This is a genomic window from Streptomyces laurentii (genome assembly GCF_040635425.1).
Classification (GTDB): domain Bacteria; phylum Actinomycetota; class Actinomycetes; order Streptomycetales; family Streptomycetaceae; genus Streptomyces; species Streptomyces laurentii.
Map to the genome: position 1 here is coordinate 36,737 of NZ_JBEYHT010000036.1, position 21,681 is coordinate 58,417.

Annotated in this window: 17 protein-coding genes; 6 read left to right on the forward strand and 11 right to left on the reverse strand. The window is 73.7% G+C overall.

All coding sequences use genetic code 11. The features are described from left to right. Positions 1-152 precede the first annotated feature (152 nt). Complete coding sequence (locus tag ABZ693_RS21985; protein WP_359879793.1) at positions 153-1,973, forward strand: bifunctional metallophosphatase/5'-nucleotidase; 1,821 nt, start codon at positions 153-155, stop codon at positions 1,971-1,973. Positions 1,974-2,006: 33 nt separating this feature from the next. On the opposite strand, the gene ABZ693_RS21990 is transcribed toward ABZ693_RS21985, so the two are convergent. From ABZ693_RS21990 to ABZ693_RS22025, 8 genes are all read right to left on the reverse strand, one after another. Beyond that, positions 2,007-3,536 (reverse strand): lysine N(6)-hydroxylase/L-ornithine N(5)-oxygenase family protein, encoded by a 1,530-nt coding sequence (locus tag ABZ693_RS21990; RefSeq protein ID WP_435842498.1) that lies wholly within the window; start codon positions 3,534-3,536, stop codon positions 2,007-2,009. Then, positions 3,533-4,972 (reverse strand): pyridoxal phosphate-dependent decarboxylase family protein, encoded by a 1,440-nt coding sequence (locus ABZ693_RS21995; protein WP_359879795.1) that lies wholly within the window; start codon positions 4,970-4,972, stop codon positions 3,533-3,535. Before ABZ693_RS21995 ends, ABZ693_RS21990 begins: the two co-directional genes overlap by 4 nt. Before the next feature lie 237 nt (positions 4,973-5,209). Continuing rightward, a complete protein-coding gene (pepN, locus tag ABZ693_RS22000) occupies positions 5,210-7,693 on the reverse strand; it encodes an aminopeptidase N (protein ID WP_359879798.1) in 2,484 nt (827 codons plus the stop codon). Between the two features lie 124 nt (positions 7,694-7,817). Then, on the reverse strand, positions 7,818-8,384 hold the full coding sequence (locus tag ABZ693_RS22005) for an SRPBCC domain-containing protein (protein WP_359879800.1): 567 nt from the start codon (positions 8,382-8,384) through the stop codon (positions 7,818-7,820). Continuing rightward, positions 8,381-8,998 (reverse strand): TetR/AcrR family transcriptional regulator, encoded by a 618-nt coding sequence (locus ABZ693_RS22010; RefSeq protein ID WP_359879802.1) that lies wholly within the window; start codon positions 8,996-8,998, stop codon positions 8,381-8,383. Before ABZ693_RS22010 ends, ABZ693_RS22005 begins: the two co-directional genes overlap by 4 nt. A 127-nt stretch (positions 8,999-9,125) precedes the next feature. Beyond that, positions 9,126-10,181 carry an asparaginase gene (locus tag ABZ693_RS22015; RefSeq protein ID WP_359879804.1) on the reverse strand — a complete coding sequence of 352 codons (1,056 nt, stop codon included), beginning with the start codon at positions 10,179-10,181 and terminating at the stop codon, positions 9,126-9,128. A 114-nt stretch (positions 10,182-10,295) separates the two neighbouring features. Beyond that, entirely contained in the window at positions 10,296-10,679 is a 384-nt protein-coding gene (locus ABZ693_RS22020; protein WP_359879806.1) for a chorismate mutase, read from the reverse strand. Between the two features lie 11 nt (positions 10,680-10,690). Continuing rightward, positions 10,691-11,578: a helix-turn-helix domain-containing protein gene (locus ABZ693_RS22025; protein ID WP_359879808.1), complete on the reverse strand. Its 888-nt coding sequence runs from the start codon at positions 11,576-11,578 to the stop codon at positions 10,691-10,693. A gap of 229 nt (positions 11,579-11,807) precedes the next feature. Here ABZ693_RS22025 and ABZ693_RS22030 point away from each other — a divergent pair, with 229 nt between their 5' ends. Beyond that, a complete protein-coding gene (locus ABZ693_RS22030) occupies positions 11,808-13,595 on the forward strand; it encodes a glycoside hydrolase family 35 protein (RefSeq protein ID WP_359879810.1) in 1,788 nt (595 codons plus the stop codon). A gap of 122 nt (positions 13,596-13,717) precedes the next feature. On the opposite strand, the gene ABZ693_RS22035 is transcribed toward ABZ693_RS22030, so the two are convergent. After that, on the reverse strand, positions 13,718-14,506 hold the full coding sequence (locus ABZ693_RS22035) for a S1 family peptidase (protein ID WP_359879811.1): 789 nt from the start codon (positions 14,504-14,506) through the stop codon (positions 13,718-13,720). Between the two features lie 421 nt (positions 14,507-14,927). Here ABZ693_RS22035 and ABZ693_RS22040 point away from each other — a divergent pair, with 421 nt between their 5' ends. From ABZ693_RS22040 to ABZ693_RS22050, 3 genes are all read left to right on the forward strand, one after another. Further along, the gene (locus tag ABZ693_RS22040) at positions 14,928-15,836 is read left to right on the forward strand and encodes a hypothetical protein (protein ID WP_359879813.1); all 909 of its coding nucleotides are present in this window, start codon (positions 14,928-14,930) and stop codon (positions 15,834-15,836) included. Between the two features lie 40 nt (positions 15,837-15,876). Then, complete coding sequence (locus ABZ693_RS22045; protein WP_359879815.1) at positions 15,877-17,430, forward strand: ankyrin repeat domain-containing protein; 1,554 nt, start codon at positions 15,877-15,879, stop codon at positions 17,428-17,430. A 300-nt stretch (positions 17,431-17,730) separates the two neighbouring features. Beyond that, the gene (locus ABZ693_RS22050; protein ID WP_359879817.1) at positions 17,731-18,945 is read left to right on the forward strand and encodes a DUF3103 family protein; all 1,215 of its coding nucleotides are present in this window, start codon (positions 17,731-17,733) and stop codon (positions 18,943-18,945) included. 168 nt (positions 18,946-19,113) lie between these two features. On the opposite strand, the gene ABZ693_RS22055 is transcribed toward ABZ693_RS22050, so the two are convergent. Then, a complete protein-coding gene (locus ABZ693_RS22055) occupies positions 19,114-19,989 on the reverse strand; it encodes an SDR family oxidoreductase (RefSeq protein ID WP_359879820.1) in 876 nt (291 codons plus the stop codon). A 1-nt stretch (position 19,990) separates the two neighbouring features. Next, the gene (locus ABZ693_RS22060; RefSeq protein WP_359879822.1) at positions 19,991-20,797 is read right to left on the reverse strand and encodes an SDR family oxidoreductase; all 807 of its coding nucleotides are present in this window, start codon (positions 20,795-20,797) and stop codon (positions 19,991-19,993) included. Between the two features lie 64 nt (positions 20,798-20,861). Between ABZ693_RS22060 and ABZ693_RS22065 the strand changes: the two genes are divergently transcribed. Next, on the forward strand, positions 20,862-21,635 hold the full coding sequence (locus ABZ693_RS22065) for an enoyl-CoA hydratase family protein (protein ID WP_359879825.1): 774 nt from the start codon (positions 20,862-20,864) through the stop codon (positions 21,633-21,635). The last annotated feature ends 46 nt before the right edge of the window (positions 21,636-21,681 follow it).

Sequence of the window (21,681 nt, forward strand, 5' to 3'; positions counted from 1 at the left end):
TCAGCGGGTGGACGGGCGTGTCGGTGCCGTGTGGTGACGGACACTTTCCCACTCCGTAACCCGATAGGCCTGTTGCGCAAGTGCCCCGTGAGCCAGAATCTACGCGCGTCGTATGCGCTATGACGCCGTTGAACCACCAAGGAGAAGAACACATGCCGCTGAACCGCAGGACGTTCCTGGAGCGCTCGGCCGCCGCCGGAGCCGGTGTGGCCCTCACGGGCGCGGCCGTCGCCCCGGCCGAGGCCGCCGAGTCCACCGCCGCGGCCGCCGCCGGCGGTCGTCCGCACCCGCAGAAGCGGTACGCGTTCACGGTGATGGGCAGCACCGACCTGCACGGGAACGTCTTCAACTGGGACTACTTCACGGACCGGGAGTTCGATGACAAGGCCCGCAACGACGTCGGCCTGGCCAAGATCTCGACGCTGGTGAACCAGGTCCGCGCGGCGAAGGGCAAGGAGAACACCCTGCTCATCGACGCGGGTGACACCATCCAGGGCACCCAGCTGTCGTACTACTACGCGAAGGTCGACCCGATCACCCGGGCGGGCGGCCCGGTCCACCCGATGGCCGTGGCGATGAACAAGATCGGCTACGACGCCGTCGCGCTCGGCAACCACGAGTTCAACTACGGCATCCCGGTGCTGCGGGCGTTCCAGGAGCAGTGCGACTTCCCGCTGCTCGGCGCCAACGCGCTGGACGCGAAGACGCTGCGCCCGGCCTTCGCCCCGTACAGCATGCACAAGCTGCGGACCCCGCAGGGCCGCGACGTGAAGGTCGCGGTGCTCGGTCTGACCAACCCCGGCATCGCGATCTGGGACAAGGCCAACGTCTCCGGCAAGATGGTCTTCCCGGGCCTGGAGGAGCAGGCGGCGGTGTGGGTGCCGAAGCTGCGGTCCATGGGCGCGGACGTGGTGATCGTGTCGGCGCACTCGGGCACGAACGGCACGTCGTCGTGGGGTGACCAGCTGCCGTACGTGGAGAACGCGGCCGCGCTGGTGGCGGAGCAGGTGCCGGGTATCGACGCGATCCTGGTCGGTCACGCGCACCTGGAGATCCCGGAGTACCGGGTCGTCAACAAGCAGACGGGCAGGGAAGTGGTGCTGTCCGAGCCGCTGAAGTGGGGTCAGCGGCTGACGGTGTTCGACTTCGAGGTGGTGTGGGAGAAGGGCCGCTGGGTCGTCGAGAAGGTCGGCGCCCGGGTGCTGAACTCCAACACGGTGCCGGAGGACCCGGCGGTCACCGGTCTGCTGGTGGACGAGCACAAGAAGGTCGTCGCGTACGTCAACCAGGTGATCGGCCGTTCGGCCGCGGCCATGACCACGGCGGAAGCGCCGTGGAAGGACGAGCCGATCATCGATCTGATCAACGTCGTGCAGGCGGAGACGGTGCGCGAGGCGCTGGCCGGCGGCGCGTACGCGGATCTGCCGGTGCTTTCGCAGGCGTCGTGCTTCTCGCGGACCGCGCGGATCCCGGCGGGCGAGATCACCATCAAGGACGCGGCGGGTCTGTACCCGTTCGAGAACACCCTGGAGGCTCGTCTGCTGACGGGTGCCCAGCTGAAGGACTACCTGGAGTACTCGGCGAAGTACTACGTCCAGACGGCGGCGGGCGCGCCCGTCGACACGTCGAAGCTGACGAACGCGGGCGACACCCCGGACTACAACTACGACGCCGTGTCGGGTCTGACGTACGACATCGACATCGCGAAGCCGGTCGGGCAGCGGATCGTGAACCTGTCGTTCGAGGGCAAGCCGCTGGACCCGGCGGCGCGGTTCGTGTTCGCGGTCAACAACTACCGGGCGAGCGGCGGCGGCGCGTTCCCGCACGTGGCCGGCGCCCAGCAGCTGTGGGCGAACTCGGAGGAGATCCGTAACACGATCATCCAGTGGGTGCGGGCCAAGGGGTCGATCGACCCGGCGGCGTTCGCTTCGGTGGACTGGAAGCTGACCCGGGACGGCGTGCCGGTGTTCTGATCCGCGGTGTGACGCGTACGTCCGTACGGTCGGTCACACGGTTTCCGTGAGAGGCGTCAGCTTCCGGCTCTGGGCCGGCAGGCTCGGCGCCTCTCGCGCGTCCAGGCCGAAGGTGGTGAAGGCGGTGCGGCGGGGCAGCGGGTAGGGCTCCTTGCCGGTGACGGTGTTGAGGATGACGGCGCTGCGCCAGGCGGCGAGGCCGAGGTCGGGGGTGCCGACGCCGTGGGTGTGGCGTTCGGCGTTCTGGACGTAGACGGAGCCGGTGACGGTGTCGTCGAGGACGAGGCGGTAGTCGGCGCCGACGCGGGGGCGGCCGGCGGTGTCGCGGCGCAGGTGGGGGTCGAGGCCGGCGAGGAGGCCGTCGAGGGGGCGTTCGCGGTAGCCGGTGGCGAGGACGACGGCGTCGGTGGCGAGGCGGGAGCGGGTGCCCTGGCGGAGGTGTTCCAGGTGGAGTTCGAGGTGGGTGCCGGCGACGCGGCCGGCGGTGCGGACCTGGACGCCGGGGGTGAGGACGGCGTCGGGCCAGCCGCCGTGCAGGGTGCGGCGGTAGAGCTCGTCGTGGATGGCGGCGAGGGTGTCGGTGTCGATGCCCTTGTGGAGCTGCCATTGGTGGGGCAGGAGGGTGTCGCGGGCGGGTTCGGGCAGGGCGTGGAAGTACTGGGTGTAGTCGGGGGTGAAGTGTTCGAGGCCGAGCTTGGAGTACTCCATGGGGGCGAAGGCCTCGGTGCGGGCGAGCCAGTGGAGGCGTTCGGCGCCGGCGGGGCGGGCGCGGAGCAGGTCGAGGAAGATCTCGGCGCCGGACTGGCCCGAGCCGATGACGGTGACGTGGCCGGCGGCGAGCAGGGTGTCGCGGTGGGCGAGGTAGTCGGCGGAGTGGAGGACGGGGACGTCGGGGGCGTCGGCGAGGGGGCGCAGCGGTTCGGGGACGTGGGGGGCGGTGCCGACGCCGAGGACGACGTTGCGGGTGTGGGCGCGGCCGAGGGCGGCGGCTTCGCCGTCGGTGTCGAGCTGGGTGAAGTCGACGTCGAAGAGGCGGCGCTGGGGGTTCCAGCGGATGGCGTCGACGTGGTGGCCGAAGTGGAGTCCGGGGAGGTGTTCGCTGACCCAGCGGCAGTAGGCGTCGTATTCGGCGCGGTGGATGTGGAACTTCTCGGCGAAGTAGAAGGGGAAGAGGCGGTCCTTGGCGCGGAGGTAGTTGAGGAAGGTCCAGGGGCTGGCGGGGTCGGCGAGGGTGACGAGGTCGGCGAGGAAGGGGACTTGGAGGGTGGCGCCGTCGATGAGCTGGCCGGGGTGCCAGTGGAAGGCGGGGCGCTGGTCGTAGAAGGCGGTGGCGAGGGGGCCGGGGGTGCCGTGGGCGAGGGCGGCGAGGGAGAGGTTGAACGGGCCGATGCCGATGCCGACGAGGTCGTGGGGGCGGTCGGGGGCGGTGGCGGGGACGGCCGGGGAGGTGGGGGTGGTGGTGCGGGTGTTGCTTGCGTTGCTGGTGGAGCCGGTGGTGCGGGTCGTGCCTGCGTTGCTGGTGGAGCTGGTGGTGCGGGTCGTGCTGCCGGTGGTGCCGGTCATCGGGGGGTGCTGCCTTCCACGAGGGTGATGAGCTGGATGAGGTCGTCGAGGGTGGTGTGGGGGTTGAGGAGCGTCGCCTTGAGCCAGAGCCGGCCGTCGGCGGTGGCCCGGCCGAGGACGGCACGCCCTTCGGTGAGGAGGGTGCGGCGGATCGCGGCGACGGTGGGGGCGTCGGCGTCGTAGGGCCGGAACAGCACCGTGGTGAGGGTGGGGCGGGCGTGGAGCTCCAGGTGGGGGGATTTCTCGACCAGGTCGGCGAGGTCCTGGGCGAGGGTCATGCAGGTGTCGACGAGCGCGCCGAGGCCGGTGCGGCCGAGGGCGCGCAGGGTGACGGCGGTCTTGAGGACGTCGGGCCGCCGGGTGGTGCGCAGGGAGCGGCCGAGGAGGTCGGGGAGGCCGGCGTCGGTGTCGTCGTCCGCGTTCAGGTAGTCGGCGGTGTGGCCGAGGACGGCGAGGTCGGCGAGGTCGCGGACCGCGAGGAGTCCGGCGGCTGCCGGCTGCCAGCCGAGTTTGTGCAGGTCGAGGGTGACCGTACGGGCGCGGTCCAGGCCCGCGAGAAGGCCGCGGTGGGTGGCGCTGAACAGGAGCGGGCCGGCGTACGCGGCGTCGACGTGGAAGTCGACGGGGCCGGTGGGGGTGGTGTGGGCGGCGCAGCGGTCGGCGATCCCGGGGAGCGGGTCGACGAGGCCGGCGTCCGTGGTGCCGGCGGTGGCGGCGACGAGGACGGGTTGCCCGGCGAGGTCCGTGAGGGCGTGGTGGACGGCCGTCGGGTCGAGGGTGCCGCGGGGGGTGGGGAGGACCACGGGGGCGGGGAGGCCGAGGAGCCAGGTGGCGCGCTGGAAGGAGTGGTGGGCGTTGGCGCCGACGAGGGTGCGGAGGGGGGTGGGGTGGGAGTGGGGATGGCTCGGGTGGCCGGGGCGGGCCGCGGCTGCGGCGCGTTCACGGGCGAGGAGCAGCGCGAGCTGGTTCGACTCCGTACCGCCCGTGGTGACCAGCGCGTCCGGGTCGGGCGCGTCCGGGTGGACCTCCGCGGCCAGCGCGCGGGTGACGAGCGCTTCGAGGGTGGAGGCCGCCGGGGCCTGGTCCCAGGAGTCCAGGGACGGGTTGAGCGCCGACGCGGCGAGATCCGCCGCCGCGGCGAGGGCGAGCGGCGGGGTGTGCAAGTGGGCGGCGCACAAGGGGTGGGCGGGGTCGGCGGCGCCGGCCGCGAGGGTGTGGACGAGGGTACGGAGGGCTTCCTCGGCGCCCGTGCCGTGGTCGGGGAGGACGGGTCCGAGGGTCTCGGTGACATGGCGGGTGACGGCGGCGGGGCCGCCGGCGGGGAGGGGGCCGGAGCGGGCGGTGGCGCCGGTGCGGAGGGCGGCGAGGAGGTGAGGGAGGAGCGCGCGGAGGGCGTCTGCGCCGGAGGCGCCTCCGGCGAGGGGTTCGGCACACATGGACGACAGGGTGCCGGGGTTTTCGAGAGGTGTGCGGGGGTTTGGGGGGAGCGTGACCCGAACGAGGTACCTGGTGGGGCGCGAGGGGTGCGGGGTGCTCGGGTGCGGGCCGGCTGAGGTGGGTGGTGGGTTGCGCGGGGGCCGGGGAGGGGGTCGCTGTCGTGGGCCGCTCTCCGCCGGTGGGGAAAGAGGAGACGGGTGGACGGGAGGGGGCGGGGATCCGCCCCCTCCCCCCTCTCAGGCGCGGGCCTTGAGGGCGCGGTGGAGGTCGTCGAGTTGGTCGACGAGCTTGCGGCGGAGGGCCGGGGTCATGGTGTCTTCGGCGAGGTGGCGTTCGCCGAGGGCGAGGGACTCCGCGTCGATCGCGTAGGCCGGGAAGGCGTGGCGGCCGGCGGCTTCGGCCATGGCGGGGCCGCGGCGGTCGGCGAGGGCGAGGGCCGCGGGGTAGAAGCGGGTCGTGTACTCCCGTACGAGATCGGCCTGTTCGGGCTGCCAGAAGCCGAGGGCGGTGGCGGTGAACAGGTAGTTGGACAGGTCGTCCGTCTTGAACATGGCGGTCCAGGCCGCCGCCTTGGCCTCGGCGGTCGGGAGGGCGGCGCGGCAGCGGGCGGCGCCTTCCTGGCCGGTGGCGCTCGGGTCGCGTTCCAGTTCGGCGGCGATGGCCGTCTCGTCGGTGGCGCCGAGGACGGCGAGGCGGGCGAGGATGCGCCAGCGCAGTTCGGGGTCGAGTTCGGGGCCGCCGTGGACGGTGCCCTCGTCGAGCCAGGAGGCGATCTTGTCGGGGGTGGTGGCGCTGTCGACGAGGGTGCGGACGGCGGCCAGGCGCAGGCCGGGCGCGTCGCCGTCCTCGGTGCGGCGCAGCAGGTCGCGGGTGATCGCGGTGAGGGTGGCGAGGGCGGCGGGGCGGTCGGCCTCGGAGACGTACCGGTCGGCGATCTGGGTGCGGGCGAAGGCCAGGACGCCCTGGACGACGGCAAGTTCGGTCTCGTCGGCGAGGTGGGCGGCGGCGACGGCCAGGTATTCGGCCGGGGCGAGCTCGCCGTCGCGGACCATGTCGCGCAGCGCGTTCCAGACGAGGGCGCGGGTGAGCGCGTCGGGGATCTTGGAGAGGGAGCGGAGCGCGGTCTCCAGGGAGGCGTCGTCGAAGCGCATCTTGGCGTAGGTGAGGTCGCCGTCGTTGAGGACGACGAGGGCCGGGCGCGGGCCGGTGAGTTCGAGGGGGGCGCTCTGCGGGACGTCCACCTGGGGGCGGTCGCGCAGGACGAGGCCGCCGGCGGCGTCGCGGTCGTAGATGCCGACGGCGAGGCGGTGCGGGCGGCTGCCGTCGCGGTCGATGGTGAGCCGCCAGGTGCGGCCTTCGCCGTCGAGGCGGGGGGTGAGGGTGTCGACGCCGGTGGTGCGCAGCCACTGCTCGGCCCAGGCGTGGACGTCGCGTTCGGTGGCGGCGGCGAGGTTGTCGATGAAGTCGGCGAGGGTGGCGTTGCCGAACTTGTGGCGCTTGAAGTGGATGTTGATGCCGGCGAGGAAGTCCTTCTCCCCCATCCAGGCGACGAGTTGACGCAGCGCGGAGGCGCCCTTGGCGTAGGAGATGCCGTCGAAGTTGAGGAGGGCGGAGGCGGTGTCGGGGACGGCGTCCGGGTCGGGGGCGACGGGGTGGGTGGAGGGCCGCTGGTCGGCCTCGTAGCCCCAGGCCTTGCGTGCGATGCCGAAGTCGATCCAGGTGTCGGAGAAGCGGTCGGAGCAGGCTTCGTTGACGGTCTGGTAGCCCATGTACTCGGCGAAGGACTCGTTCAGCCAGATGTCGTCCCACCAGCGGAGGGTGACGAGGTCGCCGAACCACATGTGGGCCATCTCGTGGGCGATGATCACGGCGCGGGTCATGCGTTCGGTGTCGGTGACGGCGGAGCGGAAGACGTACTCGTCGCGGAAGGTGACGAGGCCGGGGTTCTCCATGGCGCCGGCGTTGAACTCGGGGACGAAGGCCGTGTCGTACGAGTCGAAGGGGTACGGCTCGTCGAACTTCTCGTGGAAGCGGTCGAAGCAGGCACGGGTGACGTCGAGGATCTCGTCGGCGTCGGCGTCGAGGTAGGGCGCGAGCGAGCGGCGGCAGTGGATGCCGAAGGGCAGGCCGGCGTGTTCGGTGCGGACGGAGTGCCAGGGGCCGGCGGCGACGCAGACGAAGTAGGTGGAGAGCGGCGGGGTGGGGGCGGCCTGCCAGCGGCCGTCGGACCCCTGTTCGGTGCGGGCGTTGGACAGGACGGTCCAGCCGGCGGGGGCGTTGGCGGAGACCTCGAAGACGGCCTTGAGGTCGGGCTGGTCGAAGGCGGCGAAGACGCGCTGGACGTCTTCCATGAACAGCTGGGTGAACGCGTACGACTCGCCGTCGGTGGGGTCGGTGAAGCGGTGCATGCCTTCGCCGGTGTGCGAGTAGCGCATGGTGGTGGCGATGCTCAGGGTGTGCTCGCCCTCGGTGAGGGTGAGGGGGAGCCGGTTGCCGTCGAGGGTGGTGACGTCGAGCGGCGTGCCGTCGAGGACGGCGCTGTGGAGCGTCTCGGGCTTGAGCTCGACGAAGGTGTCCCCGGCGGCGCGGGCGGTGAAGCGGATGGTACTGGTGGACTCGAAGGTCTCGTCGCCGGTGGTGAGGTCGAGGTCCACGGTGTAGTGGCGGACGTCGAGGAGCTGGGCACGGGTCTGCGCTTCGTCGCGCGTCAGTACGGACATGCGCCCATGCTGCCCGATGGCCTTCTCCGGAGGGAGGGGCGTTCACCGACAGCTCAGGCGGGTGTGCGCGGTGGCGGCTCGCGGTGGGGGCCGGACGGGCGCGCGGGGGCGCGCGGAGAGCGCGTCAGGGGGCGCGGAGGGCGGCCGTACGGGCGGCCAGTGCCCGGTTCATCGCCTCGAACTGCGGGAGGGTGGCGGTGTGCAGCATGCTCTGGAAGAACGGGACCGCCACGCCGGTGAATCGTTCGCTCTGGGTCAGTCTGACCCGGCCGTTCGCCAACGGCTCGATCAGGAAGCGGTGTTCGCCGTCGAAGATCCAGCCGGGGCCGACGCGTCCCAGCCAGCGCAGTTCCCGTCCCGGCTCGGCCGCCCGCACGGTGGGGTCGAACGCCATGTCCCCGGTCTTGTCACGCATCACCAGGTGCAGGACGGCGCCGGGTTCGGCGGTGCCCTCGGCGGAGACCATGAACGGATTCCAGTCGTCGTAGGCGGAGAAGTCGGTGAGGACGTGCCAGACCTCCTCGGGGGTGGCGTCGATGTCCACGGTGGCGCTCAGGGTGAGGGGGCGGGTGTTGGTCCAGGCCGTGTAGAGCGCCAGCAGGGCGACGAGGGCCGCGAGGGCCGTGGGCAGGCGCCGCCGGCGGCGTAAGCGGGGCCGGCGGGCGGGGGTGGTGACAGGGGTGGCGGTCATCGGTTCTCCTGAGGGGGAAGGGCGCCGTGGAGGGCGGAGTCGACGAGGCGTTCGATGTAGGGGCCGTCGACGGGCAGGCCGGTGATGAGGAGCCGGTAGTAGAGCGCGCCGGCCAGCTGGTCGAAGAGCACGACGGGGTCGGTGGCGGGGCGGAGGGCCCCGCGCAGGCGGGCGCGGTCGATCAGGTCGAGGACGAGGGTGTTGCGGCGGGCGAAGACGGCGCGTACGCGTACGCCGATGTCGGGGTGGCGGGCGGCCGCGGCGATCAGTTCGGCGACCACGCAGACCGAGTGCTCGTCCGCCGCGCCGTGGCCTCCGGCGCGCCGCATGTGGTGGAGGCCGTCGGCGATCCGCCCCGCGTAGGCGACGAGATCCGCGCGTACGTCGCCGGTGTCCGTGACGGGCACGTCGTCCTGCATGTGGGCGACGACCGCGACCGCGAGGTGGTCCTTGGTCGGCCAGCGCCGGTAGAGCGTGGTCTTGGCCACTCCGGCCTGTTCGGCGACCTTGTCGACGGCGAAGCCCGCGTAGCCGTGTTCCATGAGCTGGGCTTGTGCCGCCCGCAGGATCCGCTCGTCCGCCGCGGTGTCCCGCGGCCTTCCTCGTTCCGCCATGCCCACACCCCAGGTTTCGCTACGCTCGTTGCGTAAATGAACCGTAGGCCCTCCCGGGGTGGTTACGCAACGGCCGTAGCGGAAATGGCCCGGCGGCCGGCGGGGAAAGGACGTGCCTGGCGGAGGGTCAGGCGAGGCCCGCGCCGTCGAGGTGGGCGAAGCCCGCGGTGATGCGGGGGCGGTCGTAGCCGGCGGGGCCGCGGGCGCCGCTGGAGAGCAGGGCGTGCAGCAGCAGGCGGGCCTTGGCGGGGGCGAGCGGGCCGGCCGGGATGAGGCCGCGGTGCAACAGGTCGGCTTCGGAGCCGGGGCCGCGGTAGGTGTGCGAGAGGGTCGTGCCGGCGCCCGTACGGGAGGCGAGGACGACGGGCATACGGGCCGTCAGCGCGGCGAGCGGTTCGACGAGCCGGGCGGGTACGTGGCCGGCGCCGAAGGCGGCGACGACCAGGCCGTCGTAACGCTCGGGGTGTTCGGCGACGGCGTCGAGGAGTTCGCCGGTGTCGCCGAGGGAGAGGGTGAGCAGGGCGATCCGGAGGGCGGGGTCGAGGTTCAGGCCGCACATGCGGGTGGGCACGGTGGGCCGGAGCAGGATCCGCGGGACGCCTTCGACGACGCCGCCGAGGGGGCCGGCGCCGGGTGAGGCGAAGGTGGCGACGGAGGTGGTGTGCGCCTTGGTGGCGTGCCGGGCGGCGTGGATCTCGTCGGCGAGGACGACGAGGACGCCGAGTCCCTGGCAGCCCGGGTCGGCGGCGACGGCGAGGGCGGCGGCGAGGTTGGCGGGGCCGTCGGCGCCGGGCAGGTCGGGGCGGCGCATGGCGCCGGTGACGGCGATGGGCCGTTCGGTGGTGCACAGCAGGTCGAGGAGGAAGGCGGTCTCCTCCAGGGTGTCGGTGCCCTGGACGACGACCACGCCGGATCCGGCGGCGACGGCCCGGCGGACCTCGTCGGCGAGGGCGGTCAGGTCCTCGAAGGTGAGGGAGGAGCTGGGCACGCGGCGGAAGTCGTGGAGGTCGACCTGGACGCCGGCCGGGGTGATGCCGGGGGTGTCGAGGACTTCCCGGCCGGTGAGGCGGGCGTCGGCGCCGCCGCCGCGGGCGGAGATGGTGCCGCCGAGGGTGAGGACGGTGACGCGGCGGGGAGTGCCGGCGGGGGTGCCGGCTTGCTGGGGTGCTGTGTCGTCGGCCATGTGCCTGCCCTGTTCCTGTTCCCGTGCCCGTTCGTCTGCCTGTGCGTGTCCCGCGTGCCCGTGGCCCCGTGTGCCCGTGGCCCCGTGGCCCCGTGTGTCAGCGGGTCTCGTGTGTCAGCGGGTCTCGTCGGCGATCGTCTCGTGGTGGCGGATGACCTCCGCGATGATGAAGTTCAGCAGCTTCTCCGCGAACGCCGGGTCCAGTCTGGCGTTCACGGCGAGTTCCCGCAGCCGGGCGATCTGGCGGGACTCGCGGGAGGGGTCGGCGGGCGGCAGGTTGTGTTCGGCCTTGAGGACGCCGACCTGCTGGGTGCACTTGAAGCGTTCGGCGAGCATGTGGACGACGGCCGCGTCGATGTTGTCGATGCTGGCGCGCAGCCGGTTCAGCTCGGCCTGGACGGCCGGGTCGATGCCGTGCGTACCGCCGCTCGTGCCGCCGGCCGTGCCGCCGGCGCCGGTCTCGCGGTGGTCGTTCGTGTCGTCGCGGGTGTCGCTCATGAGGGGGGAGCCTAGCCGGAGCAGGGGGAAACGGTCGGCTTGTGTTCGGGATCCGGGACGGTGGTGCTCCAGCCGCCCGGGAGGGTGACGCGCTGCCGGGCGCGGAAATGGACGGGCGCGGTGCCGACGCGGCGGGTGAAGAGGCGGGAGAAATAGGCGGGGTCGTCGTAGCCGACGCGGCGGGCGACGGCGGAGACGGGCAGTTCGGTGCCGGCGAGGAGTTCCTTGGCGCGGCCGAGACGGACGGTGAGCAGGTAGTCCTTGGGACTGCAGCCCGCGGTGCGGCGGACGGCGGTGCGCAGTTCGGCGGGGGTCATGCCGTGCCGGGCGGCGTGTTCGGCGACGGTCAGCGGGGTGAACGCGTCGCGGGCGAGGGCGGCGAGGACGGGCGCGCCGTCGGCGGTGGTGTCGGCGCGTGCCTGGCGCAGGGCGACGAGGAGTTCGTGGACGGCGGCGGCGGTCTCGACCTCGAGGAGGGGGTTGCCGGGGCGGGCGGCGCGGGCGATGCGGCCGATGACGGCGCGGGCGGGGGCGGCGTCGGCGAGGGGGACGACGGGCCGGTCGGGGTCGATGTAGCCGAGTTCGGTGTACGTGGCGGTGGCCGGTCCGGAGAAGTCGACGAAGGACTCGTCCCAGCCGGTGCCGGGGTCGGCGGAGTAGTGGTGGGGGACGCCGGGGGTGAGCCAGATCAGGGCGGGGGCGGTGACGGGGGCGCGCCGGCCGTCGGGGCCGAGGAACCAGCCGCTGCCGGAGGCGACGACGACGGCGACGTGGTGGTCGAGGGTGCGCGGGCCGACGGCGGGCAGCGGGCCGTGCTGGAGTCCGACGCCGAGGCAGACGAGGCCGAGGCGGTGGTGGACGGGGCTGGGCGTGAAGAAGCGCATCCAGGTGTGGTACATCGCGCGACTGCCTTCCTGGCCTGGTTGGTGCGGTGGTGCGGGTGGTGCGGGTGGTGCGGCTGGTGCGATGGGCACGAGGGGGTACCGGTGGTGCTCGCGGTCCGGTTGTCGCTGGTGAGGGTGCCGTGGGTGCTGCTGTCGCCGTGTCGTGGCCTCGTGGCGAAACGTCCAAACCGCCCTGATCTTTGTCCATGGACCGGCCCGCCGTCCAAGCGCGAGGGTGAGGAGTATGAGCGAGTTCGTGGTGGGTGACGAGGATTTCCTGCTCGACGGACAGCCGGTGCGGCTGCTGTCGGGTGCGCTGCACTACTTCCGGGTGCACGAGGAGCAGTGGGAGCACCGGATCGGGATGCTCCGGGCGATGGGCCTGAACTGCGTCGAGACGTACGTGCCGTGGAATCTGTACGAGCGGGAGCCGGGCCGGTACGGGGACGTGGAGGCGCTCGGCCGGTTCCTGGACGCGGTGGGGCGGGCCGGGATGCGGGCGATCGTGCGCCCGGGCCCGTACATCTGTGCCGAGTGGGAGAACGGCGGGCTGCCGCACTGGCTGACGGGCCGTCTGGGGCGGCGGGCGCGCACGCACGACGCGGAGTACCTGGAGCATGTGGAGCGCTGGTTCCGGCGGCTGCTGCCGCAGGTGGTGGAGCGGCAGATCGGCCGCGGCGGCCCGGTGCTCATGGTCCAGGTGGAGAACGAGTACGGCAGCTTCGGCACGGACACGGCGTATCTGACGTGGCTGCGGGATCTGCTCCTGGCGTGCGGCGTGGAGGTGCCGCTGTTCACGTCGGACGGCCCGGAGGACCACATGCTGACGGGCGGTTCGGTGCCGGGCGTGCTGGCGACGGCGAACTTCGGTTCGGGCGCGCGCAAGGGCTTCGAGACGCTGCGGCGGCACCAGCCGGACGGGCCGCTGATGTGCATGGAGTTCTGGTGCGGCTGGTTCGACCACTGGGGGCAGAAGCACGTGGGCCGGGCGGCGGACGACGCCGCTGACGCGCTGCGCGAGATCCTGGAGTGCGGGGCGTCGGTCAACATCTACATGGCGCACGGCGGGACGAACTTCGGCGGCTGGGCCGGGGCGAACCGGGACGGGGAGCTGCACCGGGGCGTGCTGCGGCCGACGGTGACCTCGTACGACTACGACGCGCCGGTCGACGAGGCGGGGCTGCCGACGGAGAAGTTCTGGCTGTTCCGCGACATCCTCGCGGAGTACGTGGAGGGTCCGCTGCCCAAGGTGCCGGAGCCGCCGGCGCGGATCGGGGCGCCGGCGGCGGGCGCGGTGGACGGCTGGGCGCCGTTGGCGAAGGTGCTGGAGGTCCTCGGTGACGAGGAGCGGTCGACGCCGGTGCCGCCGACCTTCGAGGAACTGGGCGTGGACCGGGGCGTGGTCCGCTACCGCGTGGACGTGCCGGGTCCGCGGCAGCCGTATCCGCTGGGCGTGACGGGGCTCTCGGATCTGGCCACGGTGTACGTGGACGGGGTCCTGGCCGGCGTCCTGGACGCGACGGGCACGACGGGCGCCCCCGGCATGGAGGACGGGGCGGACGCGGTGCTGCCCGAGCCGGTGGCGGGGCCCGCGGCGGTGGAGCTGTGGGTGGAGTCGCTGGGCCGGGTCAACTACGGCCCGCGGCAGGCGGAGCCGAAGGGGCTCACCGGCGGGGTGCTGCACGAGCGGCAGTATCTGCACGGCGTACGGTCCCAGGGCCTGCGGCTCGACGCGTTCGCGCCGGCGGCGGTGGCGCGGGTGCCGTTCGGGGCGGTGCCGGCGGCGTCGGAGCCCGGCTTGTTCCGTGCGGTCGTGGGCGTCCCCTCCCCCGGTGACGCGGCGCTGCGGCTGTCGGGGTGGACCCGCGGGTTCGTCTGGGTGAACGGGTTCTGCCTGGGCCGCTACTGGAACGCGGGCCCGCAGGACTCCCTGTTCGTGCCGGGTCCGGTGCTGCGCGCGGGCGCGAACGAGGTGTGGGTGCTGGAGCTGGCGGGGCCCGCGGAGGCCGGGGCCGGGGTGGAGCTGGCCTAGGGCGAGCCGGGCCCTGGCCGTCCCCCCGTACCACCGCCCGTACGGGGAGACGACGGTGCCCGGGGCCTGCGTGGCCCCGGGCACCGCTCGAAGACGTGCCGCCCGGGTGCGGGCGGTCGTGGTTACAGCGTGGCCGCGGCCGCCTTGATGTCGGCGGCGAAGGTGGACACCTCGCTGTAGACACCGGGGTAGTTGGGCCGGGCGCAGCCCTGACCCCAACTCACGATGCCGACCTGGATCCAGGCGCCGGCGTTGTCCTTGCGGAACATCGGGCCGCCGGAGTCGCCCTGGCAGGTGTCGGTGCCGCCCTGCGGGTAGCCGGCGCAGATCTCGTCACCGGGGATGAGGTCACTGCCGTACGCGGCCTGGCAGCTGGCGTCGGAGACGAACGGGACGGTCGCCTTGAGCAGGTAGCGCTGCTGCGCGCCGCCCTCGGTGGCGGCGCCCCAGCCGGCGATGGTGAAGGTGCCGTTGTTGTACGCGGTGGTGTCGGCGATCTTCAGGTTGGCCAGGCCGGTGACGGGCGAGGCGAGCTTGATGAGGGCCCAGTCCTTGCCGGCGCCGTTGTAGCCGGGCGCGCGGTAGACCTTGGTGGAGCGGACCTTGACGGCGCTGGCCGAGTTGAGGTCCACGACGCCGGCGGTGGCGGTGATGCTGGTGTTGTTGCCGGTCGCGCCGACGCAGTGCGCGGCGGTGAGGACGACCTGGGGGCTGATCAGGGAGCCGCCGCAGCCCATGGAGAGCCGGACCATCCACGGGAACTCGCCCTGGGCGGCGCGGGTGCCGCCGACGACGGGGTTCGGCGCGGCGGACGCCTGGGTGGGCTGGAGGCTGACGGCGGCGAGGACGACGGCACCGGCCGCGGCAAGCTTCTGCAGCGCGCTGACCAGTCTGTTCTTCTTCTGCTGCATGCGACTGCCTTCTTTCGTGGGGGGAATGACCTTGATGACATGTGCCCGTCAAGGCGTGTCCCGGATTATGAACAACGCCCGACAGCAGCCACAAGGTGGCCTTTTCGGCCAGATTCGCGGCGCCGGGAAGGGACCGGAGAGCCGCGAGACCGGGGGGAACGGGGAGGCCGGGGAGGCCGGAATGGTCTGCGCGGCCGGGGAGATCAAGGGGTGCGGGAGCCACGGGAGCGGCTTCGCGCTGCGGGGGCCGAGGGAGCAGCGGGGGCGGCCGGCGGAGTCGGTCGACAGGGAGGCGAGGAAGTGGGGAAGTGGGGAAGCGAGAAGGCGAGGAGGCGGAGGGGCGCGGGCGGGAGATCGGGCGGGCGGTGACGCGGGGCGGCGGCCGGCCGGCCGTACCCTGGACGGCAGGGGGTGGTCCGGCATGGCGAACGTGCCGCACAGCGATGCAGTCTCCCGCGTCGAGCACGGGTTCCCGCACCTCGACACGGTCCGATCCTCGATCACGGCCCTCTACCGGCGCCTCTCCCCCGACGGCGTACGCCGCTACGAGCGCAGTGTCCCGGTCACGGACGTCGCCGTCGGCCCCGCCGAGGACCCGCACACCGGCTCCGCCCGCGCCGCACGCGCCCTCGTCCGGCATCTGCGGCTGCCGGACGCCCCCACCCTGGTGACCTTCCGGACGATGGAGCACGCGGCGAGCGTCGACCCGGCCGCGGGCCCCGCGTACGCCGTCGAGCTGAACGAACGCTTCCGCACCCACCGCGGCGACATCGGCGCCGCGCTCGCCCACGAGATGACCCACGTCCTGCTGCACCGGCTCGGCCTGTCGTTCCCCACGACCGCCGGGAACGAGATCCTCACCGACGTCGTCACCACCTACCTCGGCGCGGGCTGGCTGCTGCTCGACGCGTTCCGGCAGGACGGCATGTCCAGCCAGAAGCTCGGCTATCTGACGCCGGAGGAGTTCGGCTACGTCCTCGCCAAGCGGGCCGAGGTGTTCGGCGAGGACCCGTCGCCGTGGTTCACCAGCGCGGTCGCGTACGACGCGTGGGTACGGGGCCGGGCGGAGGCCGCGCGCGACTGGCGGCGCGCGCCGCTGGCCGGCGCGAGCTGGGCCGCCCGGCGCCGCGCCCGGGCGGCCGGCGGGGACCGGGTCCTCGCCTGCCCGGTCTGCGCGCAGCGGCTGCGGATCCCGGACGGCGGCGGGGACGAGGGCCGGCACAGGGGGCTCGGCGGCGGACACGGCGGGCTCGGCGGCGGGCTCGGCGGCGGACGGGGCGTCAAGGCCCGGTGCGGAGTGTGCCGTACGGTCCTGGAGTGCGCCCTTTAGCGAGGTGCGGCGCCCTGCCCCGGCGGGCGAGAATCGGCCCATGAGCACGTTGTTCGACGCGATGTGGGCCGGAGACGACGCGGTGGTACGGGCCCTGCGGGACGGCGCCGACCCCGAGGGACGGTCCGGCGAAGGCGAGACCCCGCTGTACCAGGCGTCCGTCCAGAACCGCCCGGCCGCCGTCCGCCTCCTGCTCGCCGCCGGCGCCGATCCGGGGCGGGCGAGCGGGACGGACGCCGTGGACCTGCCGCTGTGCGGGGCGGCGTGCGGCGGGCACGCCGAGGTCGTCCGGGCGCTCCTCGCGGCGGGCGCGGCGCCGGACCAGGAGGAGGAGTTCGGGTACACCGCGCTGGCCTGGGCCGTCCGGCTCGGGCATACGGAGGTGGCGCGGGAGCTGCTCGCGGCCGGTGCCGATCCCGGCCGGCCCGGCCCGGACGGGCTCGCTCCGCTGACCGCGGCCGCCCGGCGCGGCTCGCCCTCCCTGGTGCGGGCCCTGCTGGAGTACGGCGCGGGGCGCGACCGCCGGGCGGCGGCCGGGGCGCTGGACGAGGCCCGGCGGTGGATCGGCGTCGACATGGCGGCGGTGCTGCGGCGCGGGCTCCTCGACGGCGGGGACGGGGGCGGGGGCGCCGGGGACACCTACGAGGCGGTGGTGCGGCGGGTGCCCGAGGACGGCGGGATCACGGTGGTGGTCGAGCTGCTGCGGGCGGACGGCGCTCCGGGGCGGGGCGACGAGCGGCAGACCGGGCACGCCGCGATCGCGACCCTCCTTGAGGGCACGCTGGGGCTGCCCGTGATGCCGGAGGAGCTGGCCGGGCGGGCGCTGCGCTGCGGCGACCCGGAGCAGGAGGACTGGACGACGGCGGTCGCCGCGCTCACGGAACGCGCCGGCGCCGCCGACCCGGCCGGTTCCTCCGGCACGTCGGTGGTGTCGGCCGCCGCCACCGGCTGGTGCGCGGATCCGGAGCCGCTGCGCCGGGCGTTCGGCGCCCGGGTGCTGGGCGCGCTGCCGGGCGGCGGGGCGGATGCGGTGGAGGTGCTGCGCGGGCTGGCGGCGCGGTGCGCGGAGGCGTACCGGTCGGCGGACGCGCGGGCTCTCGGCGCGCGGGAGCCCGCGCTGTCCGCGGTCGTCGCGCTGGGGCGGCTCGCGGACCCCGGCGCCGTACCGGAGCTGCTGGGTCTCGCCGGACATCCCGATCCGGAGGTGCGGCAGCAGGTAGGGGCGGCACTGGCCGGGCTCGTGCCCGGCGGGGACGCGGTGGCGACCGGTGTCCTCGTCCGGCTGAGCCGCGACCCCGTACCGCGGGTGCGCGACTGGGCCACGCTGGCGCTCGCCGAACTCCCCGACGACACGCCCGTGGTGCGGGACGCGCTCGCGGCGCGGCTCGCCGACCCGGATCCGGAGACGTCCGCAGAGGCGGCGCGCGGTCTGGCCCTGCGTCAGGATCCGCGCGCGGTCGAGGCGTTGGCGGCGATCCTCGCGGACGGCGACACCGAGGGTCCGGCGCGGGAGACGGCACTGGCGGCGCTCGACCACCTCGCGGATCCCCGGGTCCGCACCCGCCTGGAGTGGACTCTGCCGCGCGGCCGCTGAACCGGGCCCCGGAGCGCTTCCGACCGCCCCGCCCCGGGCGCACCCGCCATCGAACTGTCGTATCGCGTCGTCGAGTTGATCCGTCGGATCATCGGCGTCCGACAGATCTTGTGCATATGACATGTGCACGCCATGATGATGCCCGCAGCGAGAATCTACTCGCATAGATCCCCTGCCGGACCCGGAATTCCGCATCTCTTTCCGGGTCTGTTTCGTGTCACCCCGTTCCGCCTCCGCCATCCGGCGGCCCGCACCCCCCACACACGCCCCCGACCGCTCCCAGCCAGGAGGATCGAGCCCGTGAGACCTCGTCACACCCGACGGCGCGGCACCCTCACCGCGACCGCGGCCACCCTGGTCGCGCTCTGCGCGGCCCAGACCCTGTCCGTCGCCTCCGCCGCCACCGCGGCGCCGGCCCCGGACCGGGCGGCCGCCGCCGCGGCCCACTCCCGCACCGCCACCCAGGCCGCCGTGACCTCCGCCCAGGAGCGGGCGGCCAAGGCCGTCGCGCGTTCGCTCGGCGACGCGTCCTGGAACAAGAGCCTGCGCGCGGCCGCCCTGAAGTCGGCCGAGGTGCCCGTCGCCGAGCGGGCGACCGGCAGCCTCAAGGCCCAGCTCGCCGCCGCCGACCAGGACATCGTCAAGGCCAAGGGCCTGGACGCGAAGACGGGTTCGCTGCTCCGGCTGCGCCTCGGCGACGCGTCCATGCGCGCCGCCCTCGAAGCCGGGACGGCCCCGTGGGTCGCCGCCGCCGTCTCCGACGACGACCTGACCACCGTCACCGCGTACGACAGCCAGGGCGTCGCCCACCAGCTGTCCGCCGACAAGGCGCCCACGCGGCCGGTGTACGTCATCGATGTCGACGGCGACAAGGCCCTCGCCGCCGGACTCGACGTCATGCGCGAGGAGTTCAACAAGGCGGGCGTCCCCTCCGCCGGCCCCGGGGCCGTGAACACCACGCCCCAGAGCCAGGCCCAGGTCCCGGCCGCCAAGCAGCCGGCCGGCGTCGCCGCGGCCGCCACCGCGGGCTACTGGAGCACGAAGATCACGGCCGTCCACCTCAACAACGACGAGGAGCCCTGGATCAAGGGCGGCGCCGAGATCTACAGCCTCGTCAGCGGCTTCGGCCTGGACGGCAAGGTCCGCGTCGACCCGGTCACCATGCCGTACATCAAGGACGACGGCGTCGTCTACCGCCCGAACCAGCTGCTGGTCAACTGGTCGAGCTACAAGTACAACCTCGCCGACGTCGTGATGATGGAGGAGGACGGCAGCACCAACTACCGCGACCTCGCCAAGGCCGTCGCCGGCATCCTGCTGACCATCACCGACCAGGGCGCGTACATCCCGCTGGTGAACGCGATCCTGGACGCCATCCCGGACTCCTGGTGGACCGACGACCCGGACTACGTCGAGTCCTGGTACACCCTGGCCCAGCAGAGCAAGGGCACCCTCTACGGCGCCCGCGGCAACGGCTACATGACCGTCGAGCCGTACTTCGTCCAGCAGTTCTGACACCCGCGCGTACGCACGCACGCGCACACGGGCGGGCGCGGCGGCGCCCGAACGGGGCCCGCGGAGAGGGTAGTTCTCCGCGGGCCCCTTCGCGTCTCCCGACTCCCCGGCCGCTTGGGGTCGTTCGGCCGCTCGACCGATCGACCGATCGACCGCTCGGCCGTCGGGTCAGGCGCCGTAGACGGGACCGGGCGGGGTGGCGGAGGCGAGCAGCTTCAGGGCGGTCTCGCCCGCCTCCGCGGGGGTCCAGCGGGTGCCCTTGTCGGCGGTGGGGCCGGCCTGCCAGCCCTCCATGACGGTCAGCCGCCCGCCCTCGGCCTCGAAGATCCGGCCGGTGACCCCGGCCGAGGCCGCCGAGCCGAGCCAGACGACCAGCGGCGAGACGTCCTCGGGCAGCGCGGCCAGGTCCCCGTAGGCCCGCTCGGTCATCCGGGTCCGGGCGGCCGGGGCGATGGCGTTGACCTGGACGCCGTAGCGGGCCAGTTCGGCCGCCGCGACGAGGGTCAGGCCGACGATCCCGGCCTTGGCCGCGGCGTAGTTCGCCTGCCCGACGCTGCCCAACAGCCCTGCTCCTGACGTGGTGTTGACGACGCGTCCGACGACCTCGCGGCCCTCCTTCGTTTCCGTGCGCCAGTACGCGGCCGCGTGCCGAAGCGGCAGGAAGTGGCCCTTCACGTGGACCCGCAGCACCGCGTCGAAGTCGGTCTCGGTGAGGTTGACGAGCATCCGGTCCCGCAGGAAGCCCGCGTTGTTGACGAGGGTGTCGAGCCGCCCGTACGTCTCCAGGGCGATCCGCACGAGGGTCGCCGCGCCCTGCTCGCTCGCGATGTCGCCGCCGTGCGCGACGGCCTCGCCGCCCGCCGCCCGGATCTCGGCGACCACGTCGGCCGCCGCGCCGCCGCCCGAGACCCGGCCGTCGAGGCCGACGTCCAGGTCGTTGACGACGACCTTCGCGCCCTCGGCGGCGAAGGCCAGGGCATGGGCGCGGCCGAGTCCGCGTCCGCCGCCGGTCACGATCACCACGCGTTCGTCGCACAGACCCATCTCAGTTCTCCTTGTCCACTTGGGTGTCGGAAGTGCCGGAAGCGTCGGCGGTCGCCGCGGCCAGGAACGCGGGGCGTTCGCCGCCCCCGTGCAGCAGCAGCGAGGCGCCGGAGATGTAGGCCGCCCGGTCGGAGGCGAGGAAGACCGCGGCCTCGCCGGCGTCGGACGGTTCGGCGAGCCGGCCGAGCGGGACGGTGCGGCCGACGGCGGCCAGGCCGTCGGCGTCTCCGTAGTGCAGGTGGGACAGTTCGGTACGGACCATGCCCAGGACGAGGGTGTTCACGCGGACTTCGGGGGCCCATTCGACGGCCATCGAGCGGGCCAGGTTCTCCAGTCCGGCCTTGGCGGCGCCGTACGCGGCGGTGCCGGGCGAGGGGCGCGTACCGCTGACGCTGCCGATCATGACGACGCTGCCCCGGGCGGCCCGCAGCAGCGGGTACGCGGCGAGGGACGCGGCCATCGGGGCGAGCAGGTTCAACTCGACGATCCGGGCGTGCCGTTGGGCATCCGTTCCGTCGGCGCCGCCGCCGAGGGGGCGGTACGGGGTGCCGCCGGCGTTGTTGACGAGGGTGTCGAGCCGCCCGTACCGCTCGGTGACGCGGGCGAGGAGACCGGTCACCTCGTCCGGGCGGCGCAGGTCGACGGGGTGGTACGCGGCCGCGCGGCCGGCCTCCGCGACCGGGGCGTCCGGGGGCCTGCGGGCGCAGACGACGACCTCGGCCCCGGCCCGCAGGAAGGCCCGGGCGATGCCCGCGCCGACCCCGCGGGTGCCGCCGGTGACGACGGCGACCCTCCCCTCCAGCTCCATCGGCTGCTACCTTCCTCTCAGCGTTACCTAACAAACGTTTGGTGGAAAGGTAGCCGATCCGCTCATGAGTGTCTCCACCTCCCGCCCACGTCCGGGCGTCACTGTCGTCACCGTCGACTTCCCCCCCGTCAACGCCCTTCCCGTGCGCGGCTGGTACGCGCTCGCCGACGCCGTCCGGGCCGCCGGGCGCGATCCGGAGACGCGCTGCGTCGTGCTCGCCGCCGAGGGCCGCGGTTTCAACGCGGGGGTGGACATCAAGGAGTTGCAGCGCGATCCGGGTCACGACGCGCTCATCGGCGTCAACCACGGCTGCGCGGCGGCGTTCGCCGCCGTCTACGACTGCGAGGTGCCGGTGGTCGCGGCGGTCGGCGGCTTCTGCCTGGGCGGGGGCGTCGGGCTCGTCGGCAACGCGGACGCGATCGTGGCCGCCGACGACGCGGTCTTCGGGCTGCCGGAACTCGACCGGGGCGCGCTCGGCGCCGCCACCCATCTCGCCCGGCTGGTCCCCCAGCATCTGATGCGCGCGCTCTACTACACCTCGCGCACGGCGACCGCGCACGAGCTGCACGCCCACGGTTCGGTCTGGCGGGTGGTCCCGCGCGACGAACTACTCCTCTCGGCCCTGGAGTTGGCGGAGGAGATCGCGGCGAAGGACGGCACGCTGCTGCGGCTCGCCAAGGCCGCTCTCAACGGCATCGACCCGGTCGACGTCCGCCGCAGCTACCGCTTCGAGCAGGGATTCACCTTCGAGGCGAACCTGGGCGGGGTCGCCGACCGCGTCCGCGCCGGCTTCGGCACCTCCGAGGCGAAGGCGACGACGAAGGAGGCACAGGAATGACGGGGATGACGGGCGGGGCGGAGGCGACGGACGGGGCGAGTGTGCC

Coding starts and splice junctions, on each gene's coding strand:
- ABZ693_RS21985 (WP_359879793.1), top strand. CDS start 153: ATGCCGCTGAACCGCAGGACGTTCCTGGAGCGCTCGGCCGCCGCCGGA.
- ABZ693_RS21990 (WP_435842498.1), bottom strand. CDS start 3,536: ATGACCGGCACCACCGGCAGCACGACCCGCACCACCAGCTCCACCAGC.
- ABZ693_RS21995 (WP_359879795.1), bottom strand. CDS start 4,972: ATGTGTGCCGAACCCCTCGCCGGAGGCGCCTCCGGCGCAGACGCCCTC.
- pepN (WP_359879798.1), bottom strand. CDS start 7,693: ATGTCCGTACTGACGCGCGACGAAGCGCAGACCCGTGCCCAGCTCCTC.
- ABZ693_RS22005 (WP_359879800.1), bottom strand. CDS start 8,384: ATGACCGCCACCCCTGTCACCACCCCCGCCCGCCGGCCCCGCTTACGC.
- ABZ693_RS22010 (WP_359879802.1), bottom strand. CDS start 8,998: ATGGCGGAACGAGGAAGGCCGCGGGACACCGCGGCGGACGAGCGGATC.
- ABZ693_RS22015 (WP_359879804.1), bottom strand. CDS start 10,181: ATGGCCGACGACACAGCACCCCAGCAAGCCGGCACCCCCGCCGGCACT.
- ABZ693_RS22020 (WP_359879806.1), bottom strand. CDS start 10,679: ATGAGCGACACCCGCGACGACACGAACGACCACCGCGAGACCGGCGCC.
- ABZ693_RS22025 (WP_359879808.1), bottom strand. CDS start 11,578: ATGTACCACACCTGGATGCGCTTCTTCACGCCCAGCCCCGTCCACCAC.
- ABZ693_RS22030 (WP_359879810.1), top strand. CDS start 11,808: ATGAGCGAGTTCGTGGTGGGTGACGAGGATTTCCTGCTCGACGGACAG.
- ABZ693_RS22035 (WP_359879811.1), bottom strand. CDS start 14,506: ATGCAGCAGAAGAAGAACAGACTGGTCAGCGCGCTGCAGAAGCTTGCC.
- ABZ693_RS22040 (WP_359879813.1), top strand. CDS start 14,928: ATGGCGAACGTGCCGCACAGCGATGCAGTCTCCCGCGTCGAGCACGGG.
- ABZ693_RS22045 (WP_359879815.1), top strand. CDS start 15,877: ATGAGCACGTTGTTCGACGCGATGTGGGCCGGAGACGACGCGGTGGTA.
- ABZ693_RS22055 (WP_359879820.1), bottom strand. CDS start 19,989: ATGGGTCTGTGCGACGAACGCGTGGTGATCGTGACCGGCGGCGGACGC.
- ABZ693_RS22060 (WP_359879822.1), bottom strand. CDS start 20,797: ATGGAGCTGGAGGGGAGGGTCGCCGTCGTCACCGGCGGCACCCGCGGG.
- ABZ693_RS22065 (WP_359879825.1), top strand. CDS start 20,862: ATGAGTGTCTCCACCTCCCGCCCACGTCCGGGCGTCACTGTCGTCACC.